Source organism: Corynebacterium gallinarum (genome assembly GCF_014837045.1).
Taxonomy (GTDB): Bacteria; Actinomycetota; Actinomycetes; order Mycobacteriales; family Mycobacteriaceae; genus Corynebacterium; species Corynebacterium gallinarum.
The window spans coordinates 207596-230728 of the sequence record NZ_JACSPR010000005.1 but is presented as its reverse complement, the minus strand read 5'-3'; the positions used below and the strand labels follow the sequence as shown (position 1 = coordinate 230728).

General features: G+C 62.7%; 22 protein-coding genes. 3 read left to right on the top strand and 19 right to left on the bottom strand.

Going from position 1 to position 23133, the window contains the following annotated elements; genetic code table 11:
• Positions 1 to 52: 52 nt before the first annotated feature.
• From H9627_RS08980 to H9627_RS08920, 13 genes are all read right to left on the bottom strand, one after another.
• The gene (locus H9627_RS08980) at positions 53 to 1045 is read right to left on the bottom strand and encodes a WYL domain-containing transcriptional regulator (RefSeq protein WP_191733666.1); all 993 of its coding nucleotides are present in this window, start codon (positions 1043 to 1045) and stop codon (positions 53 to 55) included.
• Between the two features lie 4 nt (positions 1046 to 1049).
• Positions 1050 to 2027 (bottom strand): helix-turn-helix transcriptional regulator, encoded by a 978-nt coding sequence (locus H9627_RS08975; protein ID WP_191733665.1) that lies wholly within the window; start codon positions 2025 to 2027, stop codon positions 1050 to 1052.
• Between the two features lie 19 nt (positions 2028 to 2046).
• The gene (gene pafA / locus H9627_RS08970; RefSeq protein WP_191733664.1) at positions 2047 to 3516 is read right to left on the bottom strand and encodes a Pup--protein ligase; all 1470 of its coding nucleotides are present in this window, start codon (positions 3514 to 3516) and stop codon (positions 2047 to 2049) included.
• A gap of 5 nt (positions 3517 to 3521) precedes the next feature.
• Positions 3522 to 3713, bottom strand: a complete 192-nt coding sequence (locus H9627_RS08965; RefSeq protein WP_191733663.1) for a ubiquitin-like protein Pup — start codon at positions 3711 to 3713, stop codon at positions 3522 to 3524.
• Positions 3714 to 3819: 106 nt separating this feature from the next.
• Positions 3820 to 5364 (bottom strand): depupylase/deamidase Dop, encoded by a 1545-nt coding sequence (dop, locus tag H9627_RS08960; RefSeq protein ID WP_191733662.1) that lies wholly within the window; start codon positions 5362 to 5364, stop codon positions 3820 to 3822.
• Positions 5365 to 5429: 65 nt separating this feature from the next.
• Entirely contained in the window at positions 5430 to 6449 is a 1020-nt protein-coding gene (locus H9627_RS08955; protein WP_191733661.1) for a hypothetical protein, read from the bottom strand.
• 44 nt (positions 6450 to 6493) lie between these two features.
• On the bottom strand, positions 6494 to 7135 hold the full coding sequence (locus H9627_RS08950; protein ID WP_191733660.1) for a hypothetical protein: 642 nt from the start codon (positions 7133 to 7135) through the stop codon (positions 6494 to 6496).
• 43 nt (positions 7136 to 7178) lie between these two features.
• Positions 7179 to 7841, bottom strand: a complete 663-nt coding sequence (locus H9627_RS08945) for a hypothetical protein (protein WP_191733658.1) — start codon at positions 7839 to 7841, stop codon at positions 7179 to 7181.
• A 7-nt stretch (positions 7842 to 7848) separates the two neighbouring features.
• A complete protein-coding gene (locus tag H9627_RS08940; RefSeq protein ID WP_225213661.1) occupies positions 7849 to 8118 on the bottom strand; it encodes a winged helix-turn-helix domain-containing protein in 270 nt (89 codons plus the stop codon).
• 32 nt (positions 8119 to 8150) lie between these two features.
• The gene (locus H9627_RS08935) at positions 8151 to 8501 is read right to left on the bottom strand and encodes a hypothetical protein (RefSeq protein ID WP_191733656.1); all 351 of its coding nucleotides are present in this window, start codon (positions 8499 to 8501) and stop codon (positions 8151 to 8153) included.
• 205 nt (positions 8502 to 8706) lie between these two features.
• Positions 8707 to 10221, bottom strand: coding sequence for a proteasome ATPase (arc, locus tag H9627_RS08930; RefSeq protein WP_404826204.1), 1515 nt, complete (start codon positions 10219 to 10221; stop codon positions 8707 to 8709).
• 110 nt (positions 10222 to 10331) lie between these two features.
• The gene (locus tag H9627_RS08925) at positions 10332 to 11168 is read right to left on the bottom strand and encodes a tRNA (adenine-N1)-methyltransferase (RefSeq protein ID WP_191733653.1); all 837 of its coding nucleotides are present in this window, start codon (positions 11166 to 11168) and stop codon (positions 10332 to 10334) included.
• A 54-nt stretch (positions 11169 to 11222) separates the two neighbouring features.
• Positions 11223 to 12485 (bottom strand): M18 family aminopeptidase, encoded by a 1263-nt coding sequence (locus tag H9627_RS08920; protein WP_191733652.1) that lies wholly within the window; start codon positions 12483 to 12485, stop codon positions 11223 to 11225.
• 91 nt (positions 12486 to 12576) lie between these two features.
• Between H9627_RS08920 and H9627_RS08915 the strand changes: the two genes are divergently transcribed.
• Together H9627_RS08915 and H9627_RS08910 are read left to right on the top strand one after the other, a co-directional pair.
• Positions 12577 to 13440, top strand: coding sequence for a RecB family exonuclease (locus H9627_RS08915; RefSeq protein WP_191733651.1), 864 nt, complete (start codon positions 12577 to 12579; stop codon positions 13438 to 13440).
• Positions 13441 to 13643: 203 nt separating this feature from the next.
• The gene (locus H9627_RS08910) at positions 13644 to 13901 is read left to right on the top strand and encodes a HigA family addiction module antitoxin (RefSeq protein ID WP_318247774.1); all 258 of its coding nucleotides are present in this window, start codon (positions 13644 to 13646) and stop codon (positions 13899 to 13901) included.
• A gap of 54 nt (positions 13902 to 13955) precedes the next feature.
• Here H9627_RS08910 and H9627_RS08905 read toward each other — a convergent pair whose 3' ends face one another.
• Complete coding sequence (locus H9627_RS08905) at positions 13956 to 15068, bottom strand: MFS transporter (protein WP_225213699.1); 1113 nt, start codon at positions 15066 to 15068, stop codon at positions 13956 to 13958.
• Positions 15069 to 15281: 213 nt separating this feature from the next.
• Between H9627_RS08905 and H9627_RS08900 the strand changes: the two genes are divergently transcribed.
• Positions 15282 to 15767 carry a MarR family winged helix-turn-helix transcriptional regulator gene (locus tag H9627_RS08900; protein ID WP_191733648.1) on the top strand — a complete coding sequence of 162 codons (486 nt, stop codon included), beginning with the start codon at positions 15282 to 15284 and terminating at the stop codon, positions 15765 to 15767.
• Between the two features lies 1 nt (position 15768).
• On the opposite strand, the gene aspA is transcribed toward H9627_RS08900, so the two are convergent.
• From aspA to metH, 5 genes are all read right to left on the bottom strand, one after another.
• Positions 15769 to 17376, bottom strand: a complete 1608-nt coding sequence (gene aspA / locus H9627_RS08895; protein WP_191733646.1) for an aspartate ammonia-lyase — start codon at positions 17374 to 17376, stop codon at positions 15769 to 15771.
• A 155-nt stretch (positions 17377 to 17531) separates the two neighbouring features.
• On the bottom strand, positions 17532 to 18377 hold the full coding sequence (hisG, locus tag H9627_RS08890) for an ATP phosphoribosyltransferase (protein ID WP_191733645.1): 846 nt from the start codon (positions 18375 to 18377) through the stop codon (positions 17532 to 17534).
• A 15-nt stretch (positions 18378 to 18392) separates the two neighbouring features.
• Positions 18393 to 18668 (bottom strand): phosphoribosyl-ATP diphosphatase, encoded by a 276-nt coding sequence (locus H9627_RS08885; RefSeq protein WP_191733644.1) that lies wholly within the window; start codon positions 18666 to 18668, stop codon positions 18393 to 18395.
• A gap of 47 nt (positions 18669 to 18715) precedes the next feature.
• On the bottom strand, positions 18716 to 19411 hold the full coding sequence (locus H9627_RS08880; protein ID WP_191733643.1) for an HAD family hydrolase: 696 nt from the start codon (positions 19409 to 19411) through the stop codon (positions 18716 to 18718).
• Between the two features lie 45 nt (positions 19412 to 19456).
• Entirely contained in the window at positions 19457 to 23098 is a 3642-nt protein-coding gene (gene metH / locus H9627_RS08875; RefSeq protein ID WP_191733642.1) for a methionine synthase, read from the bottom strand.
• Positions 23099 to 23133 lie beyond the last annotated feature (35 nt).

Below are 23133 nucleotides of genomic sequence, written 5' to 3'. Positions count from 1 at the left end.
GGCAGCCGGTGACACTTGTGGATAGATCTACCCAAGGTAGACGAGCTGTTTCTTACTTTAGTTGATGATTGTATGCAGACAAACCTACGGATATCTTCGCTTCGATGGATTCAACCAGAGTTGTCGGTCCGGTTACCTGCATCCGGTCTGCCTGACTGATACTAAACCTGATGAACCAGTCCCGCGAGTAGAGCGGTCGCGATGCCGGCACCCAGACAATGCCGTCAGCATCAGTGACGTACTCCGACTCATCGGATAGGTCCATGGACATGTAGTCGGCCAACCAGGTGGCGTCCTCCCGCAGGAGGAATGAAACCCGGTCGGTGTTCTCACCGGCATCGAAGGGATCATCGGCGGAAAAACGCAGGCGGGCCAGATGCGGCTCGGAGGTCTCGGCGGTGATGGTGATCTCCCGGATCCGGTCGATACGGAAGTTCCGGTGGTCCCCGGACTCCTCCTCCCAGGCACGCACATACGCCTCGCCCTCATGGGTGAAGATCCGCGCCGGGCTGACCTGACGGAGCTTCGTGGTATCGGAGCTGTGGGAGTGGTAGGTGAAACACACCTGCTTATTCTGCTGCATGGCATCGCGAAGGACCGACAGGGTGGCATTGTCCCCGTCGTCCTCACCATCAGCGACGGAATCATAGACAGCGGTGGTGTAGTCCCCCATGATCCGGCGCAGTTTCTCCGCCGCAGAGACCACCGCCTCCTGATCGGTGAGCCCCGGGAGGTTCTCCAGGGATTCCAGGGTGAGGAGCAGGACACCGGCCTCCGTGGGTGTCAAACGCAGGGGCTTGTCCATCCCCTGGGCGTTGTGGATCTTCACCGAGGTGTAACTGTGCTCGAGTTCCACCAGATCACCGGGCAGCAGACCGGGCAGGCCACACATCCACAGGCGGTTGAGGTCCTCCATGATCTCCGCGGGCTGCAGGCCGAAGTCACGGGCGGCCTCCATGACGGTGCGGTCGGGATGGCGCTGGAAATACGGCAGCAGATTCAGCTGGCGGGTCAGCTCATCGATTCTTCGTGCGGGACGGGCCATGACGCTAGATCATCCTCTCGTGCGCGGTGGTCAGCAGTGCGACAACCTCGTCGATGACATCCCGGGGTTGCGTGACGACGGCCTCCGGGGCGTGGGCGGCGGCGGTGCGCACCAGCCAGTTACGGTCGACATCCTGGAGCAGCCACCTGTTGTCACCGAGCGAGGTACCCTCCGAGGTGAGGGCCACGGCACGACCCTTCTCGACGATGAGGTGGGCGTCGACAAGCTCACTGCCGCGACGCAGGTTGGCGCGCACGACCTCCTGGAGGTCCGCGGCGGGTGGCGGATTCTCAGCCTGTTCGCCGAGCACCTCCACCTGGTCTACGCGGGTCACGCGGAAGCAGCGGACCTGATCTCGGTCGATGTCGTGGCCGACCAGATAGATGCGGTCACGTTCGGGCACCAGGCCCCAGAGGTCCATGGTGCGGATTTCCGGTGTCTCGGTGCGGTTGCGGGTGTAGGCAAAACGGACACGGCGCCCGAGCCGCCGGGCGTGCAGGATGGCATCGAAATCACCGGCGGACAACCACCTCAGATCACCTGCGGTGGACACCGCCATGCCGGCGGCCCCCAGATCCCGGTTGGCACCGCTGGCGGCGATCTTCGTCCACCCGGAGCGGGCAAAAGCACCGAGTTCGAGCTCCTGCCCCATCTCCCCGGCCAGGCCCAGAACGGCGGCCTCCTCCGGGGTGAACTCGATGTCCTGGAGTTCATATCCCTCTGGATCAAGGCTGTAGGATTGTTTACCTTCATCGGGTCCCGAGGTGACCGTGTGGTCCTCGATGGGCACCCCGATCTTGCGCAGGGTCGCCAGGTCCCGCCGCAACGCCTTGCGGAACGCGTCACCGGACAGGTGCCGGTAGCCCTCCAGGTTGGTGTGGATCCACGACTGGGTCAGATATTTCCGGTCATAGGACTCCGCGCTGAGGAAGGCGAAGGTGAGGTTGATCTGACGTTCAAGGTCGTCTCTCTTGGTGGCCATCCAACCTCCTGGGCTGATCTTAAGTGCGGTAGGTCTCCGCGTGGGCTTCCATATACGCGATGAGGGCGTCAACCTCCGCATCCACCGGGGAGAAAGGATCAGATAACTCCACCACCTGCGGATCCGGTCGGTTGACCTTGTGACGCATCCAGTCGACCGTCACGGGTGCTCCCAGCTTATCGGCAGCTTTTAATATCCGCCCGCGGAGATGCGCGCGTGTCGTCTCAGGAGCATGATCCACGGCGTGGTTGATGGCCTCATCGGTGGTCCAGCGGGTGATCATCCCCCGGTTCTGCAGGACACTGAACAGGCCACGGCCGGGACGGATGTCATGGTAGGTCAGGTCGATCTGGGCCAGGCGGGGATCATCGAGCCCGAGGTTGCCGCGGGTCTGGTAGCGGTCCAGCAGCTTCTTCTTGATCACCCAGTCGATCTCCTGATCCACCTGGGAGAAATCCTGGGTCTCAATGGCGCTAAGCGTCCGGCCCCACAGGTCAACCACCCGTGCCATCTCCTCATTCGAGGTGCCGCGGGACTCCACACGGTGATCCAGCCAGCGCCGGGCATGGTCGAACACGACCTGCTGGATCTCCAGGGCGGAGCGGGTGGTGCCATCTTTGAGCTTCAGGGGGATCCTGCCGGTCTGATCGCGGGCGATCTCCCGGATGGATTCGATGTCATTGGACAGTTCCATATCCGGCAGACCGAAATCGGCCTCGATCATCTCCAGGACCAGCAGCGTGGAACCGACCTTGAGGGCGATGGTGGGCTCGGCCATGTTCGCATCACCGACGATGACATGCAGGCGGCGGTACCGGTGGGAATCGGCGTGGGGTTCATCGCGGGTGTTGATGATGGGCCGCGACCGGGTGGTGGCACTGGAGACCCCCTCCCAGACATGGTCGGAGCGCTGGGAGATGCAGTACCCCAGGGGGAAACCCTCCCCCTTGGACATCGGGTTCGGGTGGTGGATCATCCCGGCGCCGCTGATGAGCTGACGGGTGATGAGAAACGGCATGAGGCGACGGCCCAGTGCCTTGAGGGACACCTCACGGCGCACCAGGTAGTTCTCATGGCAGCCGTAGGAGTTGCCGATGGAGTCCACATTGTTCTTGAACAGGTAGACCTGCCCCCCGATGCCCTCCCTGGCCAGGGCGGCCTCAGCCTCAACGGCCATGCGGTTGACGATCACATCCCCGGCCTTCTCGGCGTTGATGAGCTGGGTGAGGTTGTCGCATTCAGCCGTGGCGTACTCCGGGTGGGAACCGACATCGAGATACAGCCGTGAGGCATTGGGGATGAAGATATTCGAGCTGGAGTATTTATCCACCACGGGGCGGAAGAGATACTTGGCGATCTCATCGGGGCGCAGCCTACGCACCTCCCCGTCCATGCAGGTGATGCCGTATTCGGTTTCCACCCCCATGATCCGGCGCGTCAGGGCGCCGGTCTCGGGGTGCTGACTGGTGTGCGTGACCTCAGCGCTCAAGGGAACTACTCGCCGCCCTTTTGGACATAGGAACGCACGAACTCCTCGGCGTTGTTCTCCAGGAGGCCGTCGATCTCATCGAGGAGGTCATCCACGCCCTCGGTGTTGACCTGGACCTGCCCGGCCGACTGGACCTGATCGTCGTGGTCGTCCTCGCGTCCGCCACCGGCGGAGATCTGCGTCTGCCTGCCACTCACAACATCACACTCCTGATCTGGGTTGTTCCCGGTTGGAACATGCTTATTAGGTTCACTTTAGTTGCTGTGCTGAAGGAGCAGACGTTAGGTACCTCACTTCCGTCGGTCACAGTTGACGTAGCTCCGTCAGGTTCCGGGAGCGCAGGGCCTCCAGCACCTCATCCACATCTGCGGCTGTGTCGAGGATGGTGCCCACCTCCGCGCCGGTGAGCCCGCCCAGCTCGGTGGTGAGCACCCGGACCTCGCTGCCCGTGGCGGTGGTGATGATCAGCGATTCCCAGTTCGCCGCGGTGATCGACTCCGGGAAGCGTTCGATCATCCGGCCCCGGAAGAAGGCACGGGAATCCTCCGGTGGTGTGGCCGCTGCCCGGGCGATGTCCTCGGCATCCACGAACTGGTGCATCCGGCCCTTGCGTACCAGGGCGTGGTGGAGGCTGCGCGCCGGGTCGATGTCGGCGTACTGCAGGTCCACGAGCTTGATCTTGGCGTCATCAATCGCCAGGCCCCGGCCGAGGAAGGACTGGATCAGTGCCCACTTGGCGGTCCAGTCCAGCAGGTGGGAGGTCTTGAGCGGATCCTCGGCGAGCAGGTCCATGACCTCCTCCCACAGCGCCAACACCCGGATGTCCACCTCGGAGAGACGATCGCCGAGGGCGGTGACCACCCGGTCGCGGTAGGCCCGGAGGATCTCAAGCGCGGTGAGGCGGCGGGCGTCGGCAAGCTCGAGTTGGTGGGTGAGGGTGAGGTCGTGGGAGATCGCCGAGACCTCGCGCACGGGTTTCTTCAGCTGCAGGTCGGTGAAGTCGCAGCCGGCCTCGATGGCGTCGAGGACCAGCGAGGTCATGCCGAATTTCAGCAGGTTGGCGGTCTGGGACATGTTGGCATCGCCGATGATGACATGCAGGCGACCCCAGTCCTCGGCGTTGGTGTGCGGCTCATCGCGGGTGTTGATGATGCCGCGGTTGAGGGTGGTCTCCAGGGAGATCTCCTGCTCGATGTAGTCGGCGCGCTGGCTGATCTGGAACCCGGCGCGCTCACCCTGCTGGCCGAGGCCGACACGGCCGGCACCGATGATCACCTGGCGGGTGACAAAGAACGGGATGAGTGCCTGGGCGATGACCTCGAAGTCGATGTCCCGGCGGTAACGGTAGTTCTCGTGTGCACCGTAGCTGGCGCCCTTGCCATCGACGTTGTTCTTGTAGATCTTCAACGGTGGGCAGGGATCAAGCCCATCGAGGACGGATTTTCCCTGGCTGGAAAATGCGGCTGTGTCCGCGACGGCCTGCATGAGGATATGGTCGCCGGCGACGTCATAGACCATCGCATCCCAGGCGTTGGTGACCTCGGGTGAGGAATATTCCGGGTGGGCGTGATCGACATAGAAGCGTGCGCCGTTGGTGATGAACACATTGGCCACGCCGATGGCATGCGGATCAACCACGGGTGCCTGGTGGTAACGGCGCAGATCAAACCCGCGGCTATCGCGCAGGGGGGACTCCTCCGAGAAATCCCACCGCACGCGGTGCTCCCCGAACCCGCGCGCGCTGGCGTAGGACACCACCGCGTGGGTGGAGGTGACGATCGGGCTCACATGGGTATGCCCGGGGGTTGCGATGCCGTATTCGGTCTCTGAACCGATGAACCGTTCCATGGGTGACAGCTTATCGGCAGAGGTGGACACGGGGTGGGATTAGCGGGACACTGCCCGGCTCCCGCTTAAAGCTTATCGACGTGAGGCCACCAGTCCTGATCACCACGATCACGCCACTGCACAGGTGTTTCGTCCAGTGTCACAGACTCGGTGAACCAGAAGGTCTGTCCAGGATTCCACCGTGCCAGCATGCTGGCCTGCTTATCATCTACGGGGATGCCCCTTTCCACAGTGGCGAAATAGCCCGCCATACTCAGATGGACCGCATCATAATGCTGAGCCACCTCCACATAGTCTGGCATGACCCACCTGTGGGGATATCCGGTGACATCATGCCAGTCCACACCCTTGCTGGTGGTGACATTCAATGGGAAGCGCCTACACAGCTCCGCCCAGTCCCCTGGTCCATGGATTGTGAATACCTTGGCATCGGCTGACACAGTGGCCTCCCGCACCCAGCCGGTTGTCCTTCCGAAGCCATCCTCAATGAAACGAAGTGCCCCCGGAGTGCCATCTTTGAGCTTTCCGGATGTGGCGACCAGCGGCCACGGAGGCATGGACCACCACAACTTATCGGTACGTGCTTCTTCCCGCCATTTCTCCAAGGCCTCCCCAATTGGAGGTGAAGGCTTCTCTTTTCCCGGAGCTATCCAACTCACCGAAGCCTGTGCACGATCCATCTGGAAGGAATCAGACCAATCAGAGACCACGTCAGAGCTGGCGATATGACGGGCAATACGCCGCAGGCCGGTCTTAAGAGGCTTTGATCTCAGGAACACATTTTCATCACTAGGTGCTACCCAGTAGGTCGCCCGGAAGACAGGGCTTTCCAGAGCGTCATAAAGCAGTGTGGGAGTAATCTCCACCAAGGGCACCTGTTCCAGCAGGGGTGCCACTTTCTTGGATAGAGCTTCCGCAGACTGCTTCCTGCTGATCCCGAATTTGTCCGCGTTGCGCCACATATAGCTACTAAGCCGCCAGGTGGCCTGAAATAATGGTCCGTCCAGGCCATCCGAGGCAAGGGCCACCTCCATGAGAAAGTCCCTACCCCTGGGGCCGGCAAGCAGATCACTGATCAATGACATCGTTATTAAACTATCGCAATTGACGGTGGTTGCCTCAGTATCCGCTAGGAATGGGAAATCTCCCTGATCCGCGGGTGTAGCCAAGCACCAAATGCCTGTGCCGTCGTGATGAGATCACCGATGTTGTCAGGATGTGAGTATCCCGGAGTTCTGAAGAACCATTTGATTTCACCTGGTTCGCACTGCTCTGCGAGAGTGACCGGGTACTCGCCCATAAGCAGTAAACCGAGAAATTCGGCATGATCCTTCTCGTCATATTCCGGTTGACCCTGACCACCACGGTCGTCGAAAGAAAAGCCCACCATCCCCTGGATCTGGCCGCTATCGAAATGAACCACCATCTGTGTGCAATAGCCGTCATCATTAACCATGATGGGAACCATCCCGGGCATGACTCGGTAATTGCGGGGCGTACCCCTGCTCGTGTGGCCCAGATTTTCTTCTTCCAAACGTTGCATCTGGATGCTCAGCCAATGAGCCAATACTTCAAGATCCATCGTGGAAGCAGTGGGTGCTGTCAGCCTTCTCTCTGCCTGCAACCCGTCCAGGCGTATCATGTCCAAGTCTTCTATCCGCTGGAAAACCTGCTGACGTTCCAAGAGAAGCTTCTGCATCTCAGCATCCAACCACTCAGCCCGTTCATTGAGTTCACGGAGTTCCCGCATCTGCTTCGAGGTCAGTCTCATATATACCCGCTTCTCTTCCCGTTTCTTGGTTCACTTCTCTCCATTAAAAATGCGGGATCTCGCCGATTCGCGGATGCAACCAGGCACCCGTCTCCCGTGCTGTGGCAATCAGGTCACCGATATTATCGGGGTGAGGGTAACCCGGCGCGCCAAACATCCACTTGATCTCACCTGGTTGGCATTGCGCTGCAAGGGTGATGGGATGTTCACCCATCAGGGCGAGGATGACAGTGGAGGCATGGAGTTCTTCATTATATCCAGGCTGGGAGCGGTGTCCCTCATCTTCGATCGAGGCACCCACCATTGCTTGGAAACGATCAGCATCAGCATGGATCACCAGTTGTGTGCAATAACCGTCATCGTTGATCATGATAGGGACCATGCCGGGCATGATGCGGGGAGAGCGGAGTTTGCCTTCGAGTGCGACAAGGTTTTCATCTTCAAGTCGCTGGACCTTGGTGATGAGCCACCTGGATAACAACTCCAGGTCCATGCCAGAGTTTGGCGGTGTTGCTTTTTTGATCTCATCTGCACGTTGTCGCATCTGGATTGCGGTCAGGTTTCCAGCCCGGGCTGATATTTCCTGGCGTTGCTGCAGGAGTTCTTGAATATCTCTATCCAGGCGGGTTGCAGCCTCACTGAGTTCCTGGAGTTCCTCCATTTGTTCCGGTGTCAGCCCCATGTCCACATTCACCTTCTGCTTCAATACAGTTTTAGGACAAGCCTTGCACAATTCTGTCTAGGGCGCTCAAATGTTTCTGAAATGCTTCCCTACCCTGTCTGGTCAGGCTCATCCTGGTCATTTGGGTGCGACCGTCAAATCCCTTCGTGATCTTCAGATAACCTACTTCTTCTAATATGCCTGCGTGCTTGGAGAGCAGGGAGTAACTGATGCCTAATTCCTCCCTCAGCGTTTGATAGTCGGCGGAGTCCACTGAGCTCAGGGCTGCAACCAGGGTGAAACGCACAGGAGAATGGATCATGTCGTCGAGAGTTTCCCGTGCCTGGGACAGGTTCACCGGTCACCTCGGACGATCAGGGAATAACCCACCATGATTAGTGGAATATAGCTGAGTACGGCAACTGAGGTGGTCAGCAGCCAGGAAGCACTGTGCGGCTCATAGAGAGTCCAGTACCACCCACCGATGATGATGGCCAGAAGCGGAAGAAGGCTTGCCAGCAGAAAGCGCCACTTATGCCCTGCCGGATGGACTCCGCGAACTCGTTCCATCCTTGTGGACATCATAATAGTGAGGATGAGGAATACTCCCACGCTGGCGAAATTGATGATTCCTCCCCAGTACCAGTTGTGTGCCTGGAAGAAGATCGACATCATCACCACACTGGCGATCAACTGGAGGATCATGAGCCGCCCTTCCCGTGTGGATATTCCCCTGGGATTCCGCTCACGTGCCTGTGCTGCAGCATGGGAAAAACGTGCGCCCGTCTGGCCCATTTCAGTGCTCCTGACTGTGACTTTACGATTCGTAAACCACTTTACGCTTCGTTGAATGGCTGCGCAGAGGGAAACATCGCCAAGCTCTCTGCAGCCGGGCGCCCCACACTCCCCGCTACTGCACCACTTCGGCATGAGTGACACGCTTGCCCTGACGGCCGATGATCTTGGTCCACTCATCGGGGTTGGAGGTGTTGGGCAGGTCCTCGCTCTGCTGGTTCTCCTGGTCGATGGCGTGGATGAGGTGCTCGGCGCTCAGGCCGGTGGTGCGGCCGTCGATGTGGTCCTTGATGGCGCTCTTCTTGGCGCGGTCGACGATGTTGGCGATCATCGCGCCGGAGACGAAGTCGTGGTAGTTGAGGGTTTCCACGGTGCCGTCGATGAGGGTGAGGCGCACGTAGGGCCGTGGGGTGAACAGGTGGGCCACGGCGGTGTCGATGAGTTCATCCACGGGGGCGGCCAGCGGGATGGCGTCGGTGATGTAGCGGGCGAAGATATCGCGGGCACCGCTGCGGTTGGGGCGCTGCACACGGATCTTGATGTCGAGGCGTCCCGGGCGCAGGATGGCGGGGTCGATGAGTTCCTCGCGGTTGGTGGCACCGATGACGATGACATTGGACAGGTCCTCCACGCCGTCGAGTTCAGCGAGCAGCTGTGGGACCACGGTGGTTTCCATATCCGAGCTGATGCCGGATCCGCGGGTGCGGAAGATGGATTCCATCTCATCGAAGAAGATGATCACGGGGCGGCCATCACCGGCCAGTTCACGGGCGCGTTCGAAGATGACGCGGATCTGGCGTTCGGTCTCACCGACGTATTTGTTGAGCAGTTCCGGGCCCTTGACGTTGATGAAATAGGAGGTGCCGGCCTCACCGATCCGCTGGGATAGTGAGTTGGCCACGGCCTTGGCGATCAAGGTCTTGCCACATCCGGGCGGCCCATAGAGAAGCACTCCCTTGGGTGGGTGCAGGTTGTAGGCCCGGTACATCTCCGGATGCAGGAACGGCAGCTCAACGGCATCCTGGATCAACTCGATCTGATTATCCAGCCCACCGATATCGGCGTAAGACACATCAGGTGCCTCTTCGAGGGCGAGTTTGGAGATCTCGGTTTTAGGGATGTTCTCAAAGGCATACCCGGCGCGGCGATCCACCAGGAGGGTGTCGCCAGGGCGTGGGAGTTTGCGGGTGCGATCCATCAAGGGGCCGGCGAGTTTGACCACGCGTTCCTCACCGGAGCGATCGGAGATCAGGGCGCGGTCGCGGCCGATCATCTCCATGAGGGTGGCCAGATCACCGGTCTGCTCGTAGTCGCAGGCCTCGAGGATCTGGTTGCCCTCGCCGAGGCGCACCTGAACCCCGGGCATGAGGTCACCGGCGCACAGCATGGGTGACATGGCCACGCGCATGCGTCGTCCGCCGGCGAAGATCTCAGCATTGGTGCCGTCCGTGGACATCTCCAGGAAGGTGCCGTACAGCGAGGGTGGTTGGGCCATGTCCTCGAGCTGCTGGTACATCATGGACAGCTTGTCGCGGGAGGATTTGAGCATCTCCGCCAGTTTGGTGTTGCGGGCGCTCAAATCCTGGTTGGTGCGCTGGAGGGAGCGCACGTCATCGGCGAGTCTGGTCATCTCCTCCCGGTTGAAGTCGGTGAAGGAGTTGTGTGCAGCGGGATCTGTCGATGAGGCCATGTCCCCCACTGTAGTCCCCGGGTTTCGGGGACTTGGGCGTTTACCGGTGCTTATCGACGCGCGCGTCGCTGGGGGCGCGGTGGGGTGACGCCGTCGGCCAGGCGTCGGGCCATGACCAGGAATGCGGTGTGGGCGTTCATGCGGTGCTCGGGGCGGGTGGCCAGTCCCTCGACCTTCCAGTCGCGGATGAGGGATTCCCAGGCGCGGGGTTCGGTGAAGCACTGCAGTTCACGCAGGCCCTCCATGACCTTCATCAGCTGGGGCACGGTGGCCACGTAGGTCATGAACACACCACCCGGGATGAGGAGGTTCTTGGACACCTCGAGGCATTCCCAGGGCTCGAGCATGTCCAGGACGATGCGGTCGACGGGGCCGCCGAGGTCCTCGACGGTGGCGTCCTTGAGATCACCCAGTCGGGGGTCCCAGGTGGCGGGGCGCTGCCCGAAGTACTCCTCGACGTTGTTGACGGCGAATTCGAGGTGATCCTCGCGGATCTCATAGGAGATCAACTTGCCCTCATGTCCGATGGCCCGCAGCAGGGCCATGGACAGCGCACCGGAACCTGCTCCGGCCTCCAGGACGCGGGCACCGGGGAAGATATCACCCTCCACCAGGATCTGGGCGGAGTCCTTGGGGTAGATCACCGCGGCACCGCGCGGCATGGACAGCACATGGTCGACCATGAGGTGACGGAAGCACAGGAAGTCCGAGCCCATGGTGGACTGGACGACGGTGCCCTCGTCAGCGCCGATGATCTCGTCGTGGGGGATCTGCCCGCGGTGGGTGTGGTAGCTGCCTCCCGGTTCCAGGATGATGGTGAAGTGACGACGCTTGGCGTCGGTCAGCTGAACACGGTCGCCTGCTTGGAACGGACCGGAGTAGGGCATGCGGGCCCTCACTTTCTTGAAAAACGTGCGTGGAACAACAGGGGTGAACCGGCGTTAATGTACCAGATAGGCCTCCAGGGCCTGTTCAAACCATCCCAGATCCTTCACCCCGGCCATCTCCCGGGCCGAGTGCATCGACAGTAGAGGGATGCCGACGTCCACCGATGGGATGCCCAGGCGGGTGGCGCTGATGGGGCCGATGGTGGACCCACAGGGCACGTTGTTGCGGCTGGCGAACACCTGGTGGGGCACACCGGCGGCCTGGCAGGCGCGTATCCACATGCCTGAGGTCACGGCATCGGAGGTGTAGCGCTGGTTGGCGTTGACCTTGAGCACCGGCCCGCCGCCGATGATGGGGTGGTTGACGGGGTCGTGTTTACCCGCGTGGTTGGGGTGGATGGAATGCGCGGCATCCGCAGACACCATGGTGGACCGGGTGAACATGCGGCGTCGTTCGTCCTCATCGGCACCCAGGGCATGCGCGGTGCGGTGCAGGACATCCTCCAGCAGTGGGCCACCCGCCCCGGTGGTGGAGTTGGAACCGACCTCCTCGTGGTCGAAGGCGGCGAGGATGAGGATGTCATCGCCGGTGTCCTCCGACTGTGCTGCGGCGATCAGCGCGGTCATCGACGGCTGCACCGAGGACAGGTTGTCCAGACGGCCCGCGGCGATGAAGTCCCCGTGCGCCCCGAAGATCTCCGGGACCTGCGTGTCCACGGTGATCAGATCATGGGCGATGATGTCCTTCGGATCCACCCCGGCGGCCTCGGCGAGCACATCCGCCACCGACAGCTCCGGGTCCCCCACCGCGAGCACCGGCTGGAGGTGCTCCTGCGGGTCGAGGGCGAGATTGGAGTTGACGGTGCGGTCCAGGTGGATGGCCACGTGGGGGATCCGCATGATGGGACCGGTGTTGACGAGTTTGATCGACCCGTCGCAAAGCGCGACCCGGCCGGCCAGGGACAGCTCCCGGTCGAGCCAGGAGGCGTAGATGGGACCGCCGTAGACCTCGACCGCGGCCTGCTGCCAACCGTGGGAGCGCAGATCACCGCGCGGCTTGAGCTTGAATCCGGGTGAGTCGGTATGGGATCCGATGATGCGGAAACCGGAGTCCGGGGAAGCGTTCTCCGGAACCCACCAGGCCACCACCGCACCACCGCGCACCAGCACATGCCCGCCCGGGGTGGCATCCCAGGCCTCAGCTTCGTCCTGACGGACAAACCCCTCATGGATCAGGCGTCGCGCCACCGTCTCGGCGGCATGGTAGGAACTGGGGCTCAGCGCCAAGAAACTTAGGAAATCATCAGTGACATGCATGGATCCAGGCTAGCCAATCAGGTCGCATCACCGCAGGACGATGCGGGGAATGGTGCCCGTGTCCACCGGAACCACTAAGGTGTCAGTCATCATGACCAGCACTGACAACGTTGTAGACACCACCGCACCCGCTCCTGACCGCAAGCCCCGCCCCCTGGCGCTGTCCCCCTCGCGCGCCGGGGACTACCAGCAGTGCCCCCTGCTCTACCGCCTGCGGGCCATCGACCGTCTGCCGGAACCCAAGACCGTCGCCCAGGTCAAGGGCACCCTCGTGCACGCGGTGCTGGAGGAGATGCACAAACTCCCCCGCGACCAGCGCGACTACCCGGCAATGGTCAAACGCCTCAAGCCACACTGGGCGGACATGTGCGCCGAGGACCCGGACCTGAATGAACTGGTCCCGGAGGATCAGCTCTATGACTTCCTGGTGGAGTGCCGGACCCTGCTGCGTGGCTATTTCGAGATGGAGAACCCACAGGGTTTCGATGCCTCCGATGTGGAGATGTATGTGGACACCGTGCTGCCCAATGGTGTGCCCGTGCGTGGTTTCATCGACCGCGTGGATACCGCCCCCACCGGTGAGGTCCGGGTGGTGGACTACAAGACCGGCAAGAAACCCAAACCGCAGTGGAGCCAGCAGGCGCAGTTCCAGATGCTGTTCTACGCGTTGGTGTACTGGCGTCTGTTCGATCAGATCCCGGCGCAGCTGCGCCTGATGTACCTCAAGGTCAATGACTCGATGTTTCTGACCCCCTCCCGGGAGCAGCTCGAATACTTCGAACGTGATCTCGGCGAACTGTGGGCCAGGATTGAGATGGACGGCAAGGCGGGGAAATTCCGCACCAAGACCTCCAAGCTGTGTGGCTGGTGCCCCCACCAGTCCCTGTGCCCGGAATTCGGTGGCACGCCCCCGGAGTACCCGGGGTGGCCGGGCAGCACGGCGGATACGCCCTAGTCCGTGGTGGGTGGTCATTCCAAAGGATGATCTTGCCGTGCGGGCGTCGGTGAGATGGGACGATGCAGGCGGCTGCCGGGCAGTCGAGGTTGCGCAGCTTTATTTAGACAATATTATAATAGTTAGCTCTTTGACTTAGTTTGCCCTATTAGTTACCCGGTGTTCCCGGCACCGTGCCCATTTTCCCGAAAGGAGTGTTGACGATCTCACACCCAATCCGGACACCGCAACACCCTGGTGAGGTCCTCCAGGAACGGTTCCTCACGCCCCGTGGAATCAGCCATTATGACCTCGCCAAGAGTCTGCACGTCACCGAGGCCACGATCTCCAACCTGGTGAACCGCCGCAGCACCCTCACCATGGGCCTGGCCGTGCGCCTGTCACGGGCCTTCCCGCTCAGTGCCCAGGAGTGGATCGCCCTCCAGCGCACCTTCGACCAGGCTGACCGCCAGCCGGCCTAGAGTTTCCCACCGTCACCGTGTCCCCCGTCGGGGACACGGTTTTTTCCTGCCCGGTTACCGGCGCGCCCACAACCGGATGGCCAGGTAGTAGCAGCCTGCCACCACTACCCCGCCGGACAGGAGGAGATAGAGGGTGCCATAACCGACCCAGCCGAGGACCACGCCGAGCAGGATCGGCCCGAGGCCGAATCCGAGGTCGACGAACAGGAACAGGGTGGACAGCGCGGTACCCAGCTGGTGCGGGGCGACGGCCTGCACCGACATCGCCTGGGCGGCCGGCATGAGGGTGCCGTATCCCAGTCCTGTGCACACACCCGCCACAATCACCAGCCAGTCCGTCTCGGCCACGGCGAGGATGACCAGTGCCACGGCCATCCAGATCAAACCGAAGACCACCACCGGGGTCGGCCCGTGCCGGTCCTGGATCCGGCCCAGGAAGGGGCGGGTGAGCAGCATCGCCACCGCATAGGCGATGAAGAAGAAGGCCGCACCGGTGATCAGTCCCCGCTCCTCGGCGTAGGGGTTGATATAGGTGAGCACACCGGCATAACACAGGGCGATGATCATCATGAACACCGCAATCGGGAACACCGACGGGTGGGCGATGGTTTTCAGGCTCCACCTGATGGAGGTGTTGCCACCGTCCCCGGCGGGGTCCCTGAGGAAGAGGGCCACCAGGAGGGACACCACCGAGGTGGCGAGGGCAACCCAGAAGAGCACGTCGTAGTTGTAGGCGTCCACAAGCAGCAGTGCCAGCGCCGGCCCGACGGCGGCGGCAAGCGTGGTGGTCAGGGCGAGGTACCCGGTGCCCTCCGCGCGCCGGACCGCCGGGATGACCGACTGGACCAGCGCCATGACCGAGGTGCTGGCCAGGCTGAAGGCCAGACCGTGGAGCATCCTCACCGCGATGAGGAATACCAGCGAATCAGCCACCAGGTACAACGAGGAGGCGAGGACGGCCAGGACCGCGGAGATGAGCAGGATCCGGCGGCGCCCGAAACGGTCCACCACGTATCCGGCGAATAATCGCGCGATGGTGGCACCGACCACGAAGGAGCTGGAGGCGAAACCACCGGCGAGGTCCGAGGCCGCGAACTCCCTGACGGCGTAGAGGGCCATGACCGTGATCAGGTAGTAGAAGACCAGGAAGAACAGGAAGTTGACCAACCAGCCCAGGGCGAAGGTGGGGGTGAAAAGCCTGGGTTGGGTCGCCGTTTTCCGGCTTGCGACCTCAGTCGTGGGTGCTGACAAGGACGATCTCCTGTTCTCGTGACGTGCCAGGCGGCATCATGCCCGGTGATTAGGGGATTGTATCATGCAATTGTATGATACAAATTGCACGGCGGTCAGCAGCCCTGCACACCCACGGAAGGATCATTCTTGGCGGAGTTCAGCCCGTATTCGAAGCTCTCCTACGAACACATGCTCTCATCGCGCTACGCCCTGTACAACGCCGCACCGCATGGGCGGGACTGGAGTCTCGACCGCAGCGCCACCCTCCTGCTCTCCCGCCTGGACGTGCAGGGTCCGATGAGCGTGAGCGAGCTTGCCGACGCCCTGGACCTGGACATCTCCACGATCCACCGCCAGGTGGCCGCGGCCATGAAGGCCGGTCTCATCGAGCGGATCCCCGACCCCGACGGCGGTCAGGCACGTAAACACCGCCCTACGCCGGAGGGGCTGGCCCGGCTGCGCGAGGAATTCGACAACCGTGATCACCTGTCCCGGCAGATCACGGAGTCCTGGGACCCCGCGGAGCTGGAGACCTTCCTGACGCTGCTGATCAGATTCAACCAGGACCTGGAAAGCCTCCGGGGCTCCACGTGGCCCCGCCCCTACCCCACCGGGCGGGACGAGAGCCACTGACCTACTGATCCAGGTACAGCTTGCCCCGGAAGATCGGGTGCATCAGGTTCTCCTTGGACAACACGGTATCCAGGGTCGCCTCATCCATGAGGTTCTTCTCCAGGATCAGCTCCCGGACGGACCGGCCGGTCTCCGCGGCCTCCTTACCGATGGCATCGCCGATGTCATGGCCCAGGAACGGGTTGAGATAGGTGATGATACCGATGGAGTTCTCCACATAGGACCGGCAGACATCCGCATTCGCGGTGATGCCCGCCACGCACTTCTCCCGCAGGGTCTTGCTCGCATTGCCCAGGATCCGGATCGACTGGAACAGCGACTCCCCGATGACCGGTTCCATCACGTTGAGCTGCAGCTGGCCGGCCTCGGCGGCCATGGCCACGGTGAGGTCATTGCCGAAGACCTTGAAACAGACCTGGTTGACCACCTCGGGGATGACCGGGTTGACCTTCGCCGGCATGATGGAGGATCCGGCCTGACGCGGCGGGAGGTTGATCTCATTGAGTCCGGCGCGCGGGCCGGAGGACAGCAGACGCAGATCATTGCAGATCTTGGACAGTTTCATGGCTGCACGCTTGACCGCGGAATGCGCCAGGACGTAGGCACCGGTGTCCGAGGTGGCCTCGATGAGGTCGCGGGCGGATTTGATCTCCAGACCGGTGACCTCGGAGAGGGAGGCGACCACCTGGTGGCGGTATCCGGCCGGGGTGTTCACGCCGGTACCGATGGCCGTGGCACCGAGGTTGACCTCCAGGAGACGGTCCATGGCGGCGCGCAGCACGGACTGTTCCTCGGCCAGATTCGCGGCGAAAGCCTGGAACTCCTCACCCAGGCTCATCGGCACCGCGTCCTGGAGCTGGGTGCGGCCCATCTTGATGATGTCGATGAACTCGTTGCCCTTCTCCCGGAAGGCGGCCTGGAGCTGTTCGATCTCCGCGATGAGATTGGTCATCGACGCATAGATGCCGAGGCGGAAACCGGTGGGATAGGCATCGTTGGTGGACTGGGACATGTTCACGTCATCCATGGGGTGCAGGATGTCGTAGCGCCCCTTCTCGTATCCCATGTACTCCAACGCGAGGTTGGCCACCACCTCATTGGTGTTCATGTTGGTGCTGGTGCCCGCCCCGCCCTGGAACACGTCGATCGGGAACTGGTCCATGCAGCGACCCTCGACGAGGATCTGATCACAGGCCCAGATGATCGCCGTGGCCTTGTCGGCGGGCAGGGTGTGCAGGCGGCGGTTGGCCAGGGCGGCGGCCTTCTTCACCTGCACCATGCCGCGGATGAACTCCGGGACGTGGTTGATGGTGGTGCGTGAGATCTGGAAGTTCTCCACGGCACGCAGGGTGTGGACACCGAAGTAGGCATCGGCCGGGATCTCCATCTCCCCCAGCAGGTCGGATTCCACACGGAAGTTCCTCTTGACCTTCCTGCGGTTTTCCGCAGCCTTCGCCGCCGCGGTCTTCTCGCCGGTGGAGGTGGTCTCCGTGGTGGTCACCAGGGCCTCCCCGTCCACCGCGGGATCCTGCGGGGTCCCGGTCTGGTCCGTATGCTCCGCCTGCTCGGTGGACGTGTCCTCGGACACCTTCTTATCCTTGTTCGACATAGTGCGCCTCTCACGGGTGAAATTGATACACGAAATTGCCTAGTGGCAATCATACGTACCCTTAATCACAGGGGGCGGACCAACTCAGGGGCCGCCACCAGGGAGGGTGAATCCTCAGGTGACGGCCCCTGTGCGGAGGACGTGTCAGATAGGTATCAGATACGCGCGATGCGGATCTCGGAGGCGAGGATGGCCTCGGCCCCGATGCTGGCCAGCTTGTCCATCGTGGCGTTCGCGGACTTCATCGGAACCATGGCGCGCACGGCCACCCAGTTCTCCCGGGCCAGCGGGGACACGGTGGGTCCGGAGATCCCCGGGGTGACGGCGCTGGCCTCCTCGAGGCGGTCGCGGTCGACGTTGTAGTCGAGCATGAGGTAGTTCTGCGCGTGCAGGATGCCCTGGATGCGGCTGAGCAACACCCGCTGCGCGGGGGTCATCTCCTCGTCGCGACGACCGACGATGACAGCCTCGGAGGAGCACAGGGACTCACCGAAGGGCTCCAGGCCCTGCTGGCGCAGGGTCCGGCCGGTGGAGACGACATCGGCGATGGCGTCGGCGACACCGAGCTTGATGGAGATCTCCACGGCGCCGTCGAGACGGATCACCTCGGCGGTGATACCCCGGGCGGCCAGGTCATCGCGGACCAGGTTGGGGTAGGAGGTGGCGATGCGCTTGCCCTCCAGCTTCTCGATGCTCCAGTCCTGTCCCGCCGGTGCGGCGTAACGGAAGGTCGAGGAACCGAAACCGAGGGAAAGCACCTCATGGACATCGGCGCGGGAATCCGCGGCGAGATCCCTGCCGGTGATACCCAGGTCCAACTGTCCGCCGGCGACATAGATGGCGATGTCCTTGGGACGCAGGTAGAAGAACTCAACATCATTGGCGGTGTCAAGGACGTTGAGGGACTTGGAATCCCCACGCCCGGCGTATCCGGCCTCGTTGAGGATCTCCATGGCACGCTCGGACAGTGAGCCCTTGTTGGGCACAGCGATTTTCAGCATGGGTGGTGTCTTCTCCTACAGGTTCTTGTAGACATCTTCGGGCTTGATGCCCCGAGCAACCATCATGACCTGGGTCCAGTACATCAACTGGGAGATCTCCTCGGCCAGTTCCTCGTCGGACTGGTATTCCGCCGCGATCCAGACCTCGCCGGCCTCCTCGATGACCTTCTTGCCGATATGATGGATACCTTTATCCAAGGCAGCTACGGTTCCGGAACCCTCAGGGCGGTTCTGGGCGCGGTCAAGAAGTTCTTCGTACAGCGAGTCAAATGTCTTCACGCAGTACATCATTACATACCGATCGTGCGGTTGTTGTGTTGGGGCAGGTTCCGGGCACCCTAGTTTCGCACGCCCACCGGTTCGATACCGGCGTACCAGGAGCCCACCAGCTCGGCGGTGACCCCCTCGAAACTGTTGCGTCCGTGCAGGTCACGCAGGGGGACAACGCCGGCCGGCGGGGTGAGGGTCTCGGGGTGCAGGCCGATGACCCGGCACCCAGCCTCCACCGCGGCGCTCATGCCGTTGTAGGAATCCTCGAAAACGAGACACTCGGATGGGGGTAGTCCCACCCTGCGGGCAGCTTCGATGTACATGTCGGGGGCCGGTTTGGGATTGTCCACCTCATCACCGGTGATGGAATCCACAAAGTACCCCGCACCGACGGCCTCGATGCATCCCTGTGCCAGGGACCGTTCCGTGTTGGTGGTCACCAGCATGGGCACACCCAGCCCCGTGAACTGCGCAAGCAGGGGGATCACGCCGGGATTCGGGACGAGTGCCTCGTCGAAAAGCTCGGCGACACGGCCGAGCATGAGGCGACGGTAGCGCTCGAAGTCGGCCTCCGAGACCTCGATGCCGGCGTGCTCGGCGCAGATGCGGATGGTGCGCGGCAGGCTGCCACCGATGGTCAGCTCACGGATCTCCGGTGTAATCCTGCGCCCCATCGCCTCACTGAGCTCATAGGTGGCCACCCCCCACTGCGGCTCCGTGTCCACCATCGTGCCGTCCATGTCCCAGAAGATTGCCTTGATCATGCAGACAACTCTAATGGGAATGGACCAAACCGCAAGACCAGGGGTTTAGACGTTGAAGTACTTCGCCTCCGGGTGGTAGAGCACGAAGGCATCCGTGGACTGCTCCGGGTGCAGCTGCAGTTCCTCGGACAGCTCCACGCCGATGCGCTCGGGCTGCAGCAGTTCCACCATCTTGATGCGGTCCTCCAGGTCCGGGCAGGAACCATAACCGAAGGAGAAACGCGCACCGCGGTAGTCGAGGTCGAAGAATTTCTTCTTGTCCTCGGCGTCATCATCCGCGGCGGTACCACCGGTGGTCAGCTGCAGCTCGGAGCGGATACGCGCGTGCCAGTACTCGGCGATGGCCTCGGTGAGCTGGACACCCAGGCCGTGGACCTCGAGGTAGTCGCGGTACTCATTGGCGGCGAACAGCGTGTTGGCGAACTGCGCGATCGGGTCACCCATGGTCACCAGCTGGAAGGGGAACACATCCACCTGGCCGTCGGCGATGGCCTGCTCCCGGGGACGGATGAAGTCCGCGATGCACAGGAAACGACCGCGCTGCTGACGGGGGAAGGAAAAACGCATGCGTTCCGGGGCGTCCGGTTCCGGGGATTCGAGGATGACCACGTCATCCCCCTCGGACACGGCCGGGAAGTAGCCGTAGACAATCGCGGTGTGGTCGAGGATGCCCTCGGCCTTGAGGCGGTCGATCCAGTACCGGAACCGTGGGCGTCCCTCGGTTTCCACCAGCTCCTCATAGGAGGGGCCCTCGGCACCACGGGTGGCCTTCAGTCCCCACTGACCCATGAACAGTGCGCGCTCATCCAGGGTGGGCAGGTACTCCGCCAGCGGCAGGCCCTTGACGATGCGGGTACCCCAGAACGGAGGCGTGGCGACGGGGGTGTCGGTGGCCACGTCGGAACGCTCCGGCACCTCCACCGGCTCGGCCTTGGCCTTGCGCTCCGCCGCGATCCGCTTGGACCGCTCATTGCGCGCGCGGCGTTCCTCCTTCTTGCGGGCGGCCTCGATGGCCTCCGGGGAATCCGGATCGGCGCCCTCTCCCCTCTTCTCCGCCATGAGCTCGTCCATGAGGCTGAGCCCCTCGAAGGCATCACGGGCGTAGTAGACATCACCCTGGTAGACCTCGGCCAGGTCATTTTCCACATAGGTGCGGGTCAGGGCGGCACCACCGAGCATCACCGAGTAGTGGGACGCCTTGGCGGCGTTCATCTCCTCCAGGTTGTCCTTCATCACCACGGTGGACTTCACCAGCAGACCGGACATGCCGATGGCGTCTGCCTGGTGCTTCTCCGCGGCCTCCAGCATCGCCGAGATGGGCTGCTTGATGCCGAGGTTGACCACGTCGTAGCCGTTGTTGGACATGATGATGTCCACCAGGTTCTTGCCGATGTCGTGGACATCGCCCTTCACGGTGGCCAGCACGATGCGGCCCTTGCTCTCGGCCCGGGCCTCACCGGTGGCCTCGGCCTCTGCCTCCATGAACGGCTCGAGGTAGGCGACGGCCGTTTTCATGGTCTCCGCGGACTGGAGCACGAACGGCAGCTGCATCTGGCCGGAGCCGAAGAGCTCACCAACGGTCTTCATGCCGTTGAGCAGGTCCTCGTTGATGATCTCGATCGGCCGCTTCTCCTGCATGCCGGCCTCGAGATCCTCCTCCAGACCATTCTTGTCACCGTCGATGATGCGCTGGGCGAGGCGGTCGAACAGCGGCATGGCCGCCAGGGCCTCCGCGCGGGCGTCCTTGGCATCGGCGGCGGAGACACCCTCGAACAGCTGCATGAACTCCTGGAGTGGGTCATACCCCTCGGCGCGACGGTCATAGACCATGTCCAGGGCAACCTCGCGCTGGCGGTCGTCGATGCGGTTCATCGGCAGGATCTTGGAGCTGTGGGCGATGGCGGAATCCAGGCCGACCTGGATGCACTCGTGCAGGAAGACGGAGTTGAGCACCTGACGTGCCGCCGGGTTGAGGCCGAAGGAGATGTTGGACAGACCCAGGGTGGTGTGTACCTCCGGGTGGCGCTTCTTCAGCTCCCGGATGGCCTCGATGGTTTCGATGCCATCGCGGCGGGTCTCCTCCTGGCCGGTGGAGATCGGGAAGGTGAGGCAGTCGACGATGATGTCCGACTCCTTCAGCCCGTAGGTACCGGTGATGTCCTCGATGAGGCGCTCGGCGATGCGGATCTTGTGCTCGGCGGTACGGGCCTGACCCTCCTCGTCGATGGTCAGGGCGACCACGGCGGCACCGTGCTGCTTGACCATCTCCATGATGCGGCGGTAGCGGGATTCCGGCCCGTCACCGTCCTCAAAGTTGACGGAGTTGACGATGCTGCGCCCACCCAGGTGCTCCAGGCCGACGCGGATGACCTCCGGTTCGGTGGAGTCCAGCATGATCGGCAGGGTGGAGCTGGTGGCCAGCAGCGAGGCCAGGGTGGCCATGTCCTCACGGCCGTCGCGGCCCACGTAGTCGATGCAGAGATCGAGCATGTGGGCGCCGTCGCGGGTCTGCTGCTTGGCGATGTCGACGCACTTCTCCCAATCACCGGCGAGCATGGCCTCGCGGAAGGCGCGGGAGCCGTTGGCGTTGGTGCGCTCACCGATCATGGTGATGCCGGTGCCCTGGTTCAGGGGCACGGAGGTGTAGAGCGAGGCCACGGCATCCTCGACCTCAACCTCGCGCTCGGCGCGCTCGACGGGTCCGGCCGGCACGGATTCCAGCACCGGGGTCTCCCCCTCCGGCACACCGACCACCGCGTCACGCACGGCGCGGATGTGCTCCGGGGTGGTGCCACAGCAACCACCAACCATGGACAGGCCGTAATCGGTGACAAAACCGCGCAGGGCCTCGGCGAGCTCCTCGGCGGTCAGGGGGTATTCCGCACCGTTCTTCCCCAGCACGGGCAGACCGGCGTTCGGCATGACCGAGACCGGGATGGAGGCGTGCTTGGACAGGTAGCGCAGGTGCTCGCTCATCTCGGCCGGGCCGGTGGCGCAGTTCAGGCCGATCATGTCGATGCCCAGTGGCTCCAGGGCGGTCAGTGCCGCACCGATCTCCGAGCCCATGAGCATGGTGCCGGTGGTTTCGACGGTGACGTGGCAGATGATCGGCAGGGTGACACCGAGTTCGGTCATGGCGTCCTGGACACCGTGGACGGCGGCCTTGACCTGCAGGAGGTCCTGGGCGGTCTCGATGAGGAAGGCATCGCCGCCACCCTCGATGATGCCGAGGGCAGCCTCCTTGTAATGGCCGCGCAGGTCACCGTAGGGGGCGTGTCCGAGGGAGGGCAGCTTGGTGCCCGGTCCGAGGGAACCCACAACAAACCGGCGCATGCCGTTCCTGCCCGGTCCCATCTCATCGGCGACCTCACGTGCCACTGCTGTGCCCTTGTAGGCCAGCTCGCGGCACCGGTCGGCGATGTCATAGTCGGCCAGGTTCGGCAGGTTACAACCGAAGGTGTTCGTCTCCACCAGATCGGCACCGGCCTCGAAGTAGTCGCGGTGGATCTGACGCAGGACGTCGGGTCGGGTGTGGTTGAGGATCTCATTACAGCCTTCGAGGCCGAGGAAGTCATCTTCCACGTCGAGGTCAAAGGCCTGCAACTGGGTACCCATGGCGCCATCGCCGATGAGTACATGGTTGCGGAGAGCGTCAAGGAATGCGGAGGAGGTAGCTGTATCAGACATTAGGTAGACAGCTTAGTACGGCTGCCGGGTTTACC

What these genes read in the sequence shown, in the direction of transcription:
- H9627_RS08915 (WP_191733651.1), top strand. Translation starts at nt 12,577, where the DNA reads ATGACCAGCACTGACAACGTTGTAGACACCACCGCACCCGCTCCTGAC.
- H9627_RS08880 (WP_191733643.1), bottom strand. Translation starts at nt 19,411, where the DNA reads ATGATCAAGGCAATCTTCTGGGACATGGACGGCACGATGGTGGACACG.
- H9627_RS08940 (WP_225213661.1), bottom strand. Translation starts at nt 8,118, where the DNA reads ATGATCCATTCTCCTGTGCGTTTCACCCTGGTTGCAGCCCTGAGCTCA.
- H9627_RS08980 (WP_191733666.1), bottom strand. Translation starts at nt 1,045, where the DNA reads ATGGCCCGTCCCGCACGAAGAATCGATGAGCTGACCCGCCAGCTGAAT.
- aspA (WP_191733646.1), bottom strand. Translation starts at nt 17,376, where the DNA reads ATGTCGAACAAGGATAAGAAGGTGTCCGAGGACACGTCCACCGAGCAG.
- H9627_RS08935 (WP_191733656.1), bottom strand. Translation starts at nt 8,501, where the DNA reads ATGATCCTCCAGTTGATCGCCAGTGTGGTGATGATGTCGATCTTCTTC.
- H9627_RS08885 (WP_191733644.1), bottom strand. Translation starts at nt 18,668, where the DNA reads ATGATGTACTGCGTGAAGACATTTGACTCGCTGTACGAAGAACTTCTT.
- dop (WP_191733662.1), bottom strand. Translation starts at nt 5,364, where the DNA reads ATGGAACGGTTCATCGGTTCAGAGACCGAATACGGCATCGCAACCCCC.
- hisG (WP_191733645.1), bottom strand. Translation starts at nt 18,377, where the DNA reads ATGCTGAAAATCGCTGTGCCCAACAAGGGCTCACTGTCCGAGCGTGCC.
- H9627_RS08950 (WP_191733660.1), bottom strand. Translation starts at nt 7,135, where the DNA reads ATGAGACTGACCTCGAAGCAGATGCGGGAACTCCGTGAACTCAATGAA.
- arc (WP_404826204.1), bottom strand. Translation starts at nt 10,221, where the DNA reads ATGACCAGACTCGCCGATGACGTGCGCTCCCTCCAGCGCACCAACCAG.
- H9627_RS08955 (WP_191733661.1), bottom strand. Translation starts at nt 6,449, where the DNA reads ATGTCATTGATCAGTGATCTGCTTGCCGGCCCCAGGGGTAGGGACTTT.
- metH (WP_191733642.1), bottom strand. Translation starts at nt 23,098, where the DNA reads ATGTCTGATACAGCTACCTCCTCCGCATTCCTTGACGCTCTCCGCAAC.
- H9627_RS08920 (WP_191733652.1), bottom strand. Translation starts at nt 12,485, where the DNA reads ATGCATGTCACTGATGATTTCCTAAGTTTCTTGGCGCTGAGCCCCAGT.
- H9627_RS08975 (WP_191733665.1), bottom strand. Translation starts at nt 2,027, where the DNA reads ATGGCCACCAAGAGAGACGACCTTGAACGTCAGATCAACCTCACCTTC.
- H9627_RS08925 (WP_191733653.1), bottom strand. Translation starts at nt 11,168, where the DNA reads ATGCCCTACTCCGGTCCGTTCCAAGCAGGCGACCGTGTTCAGCTGACC.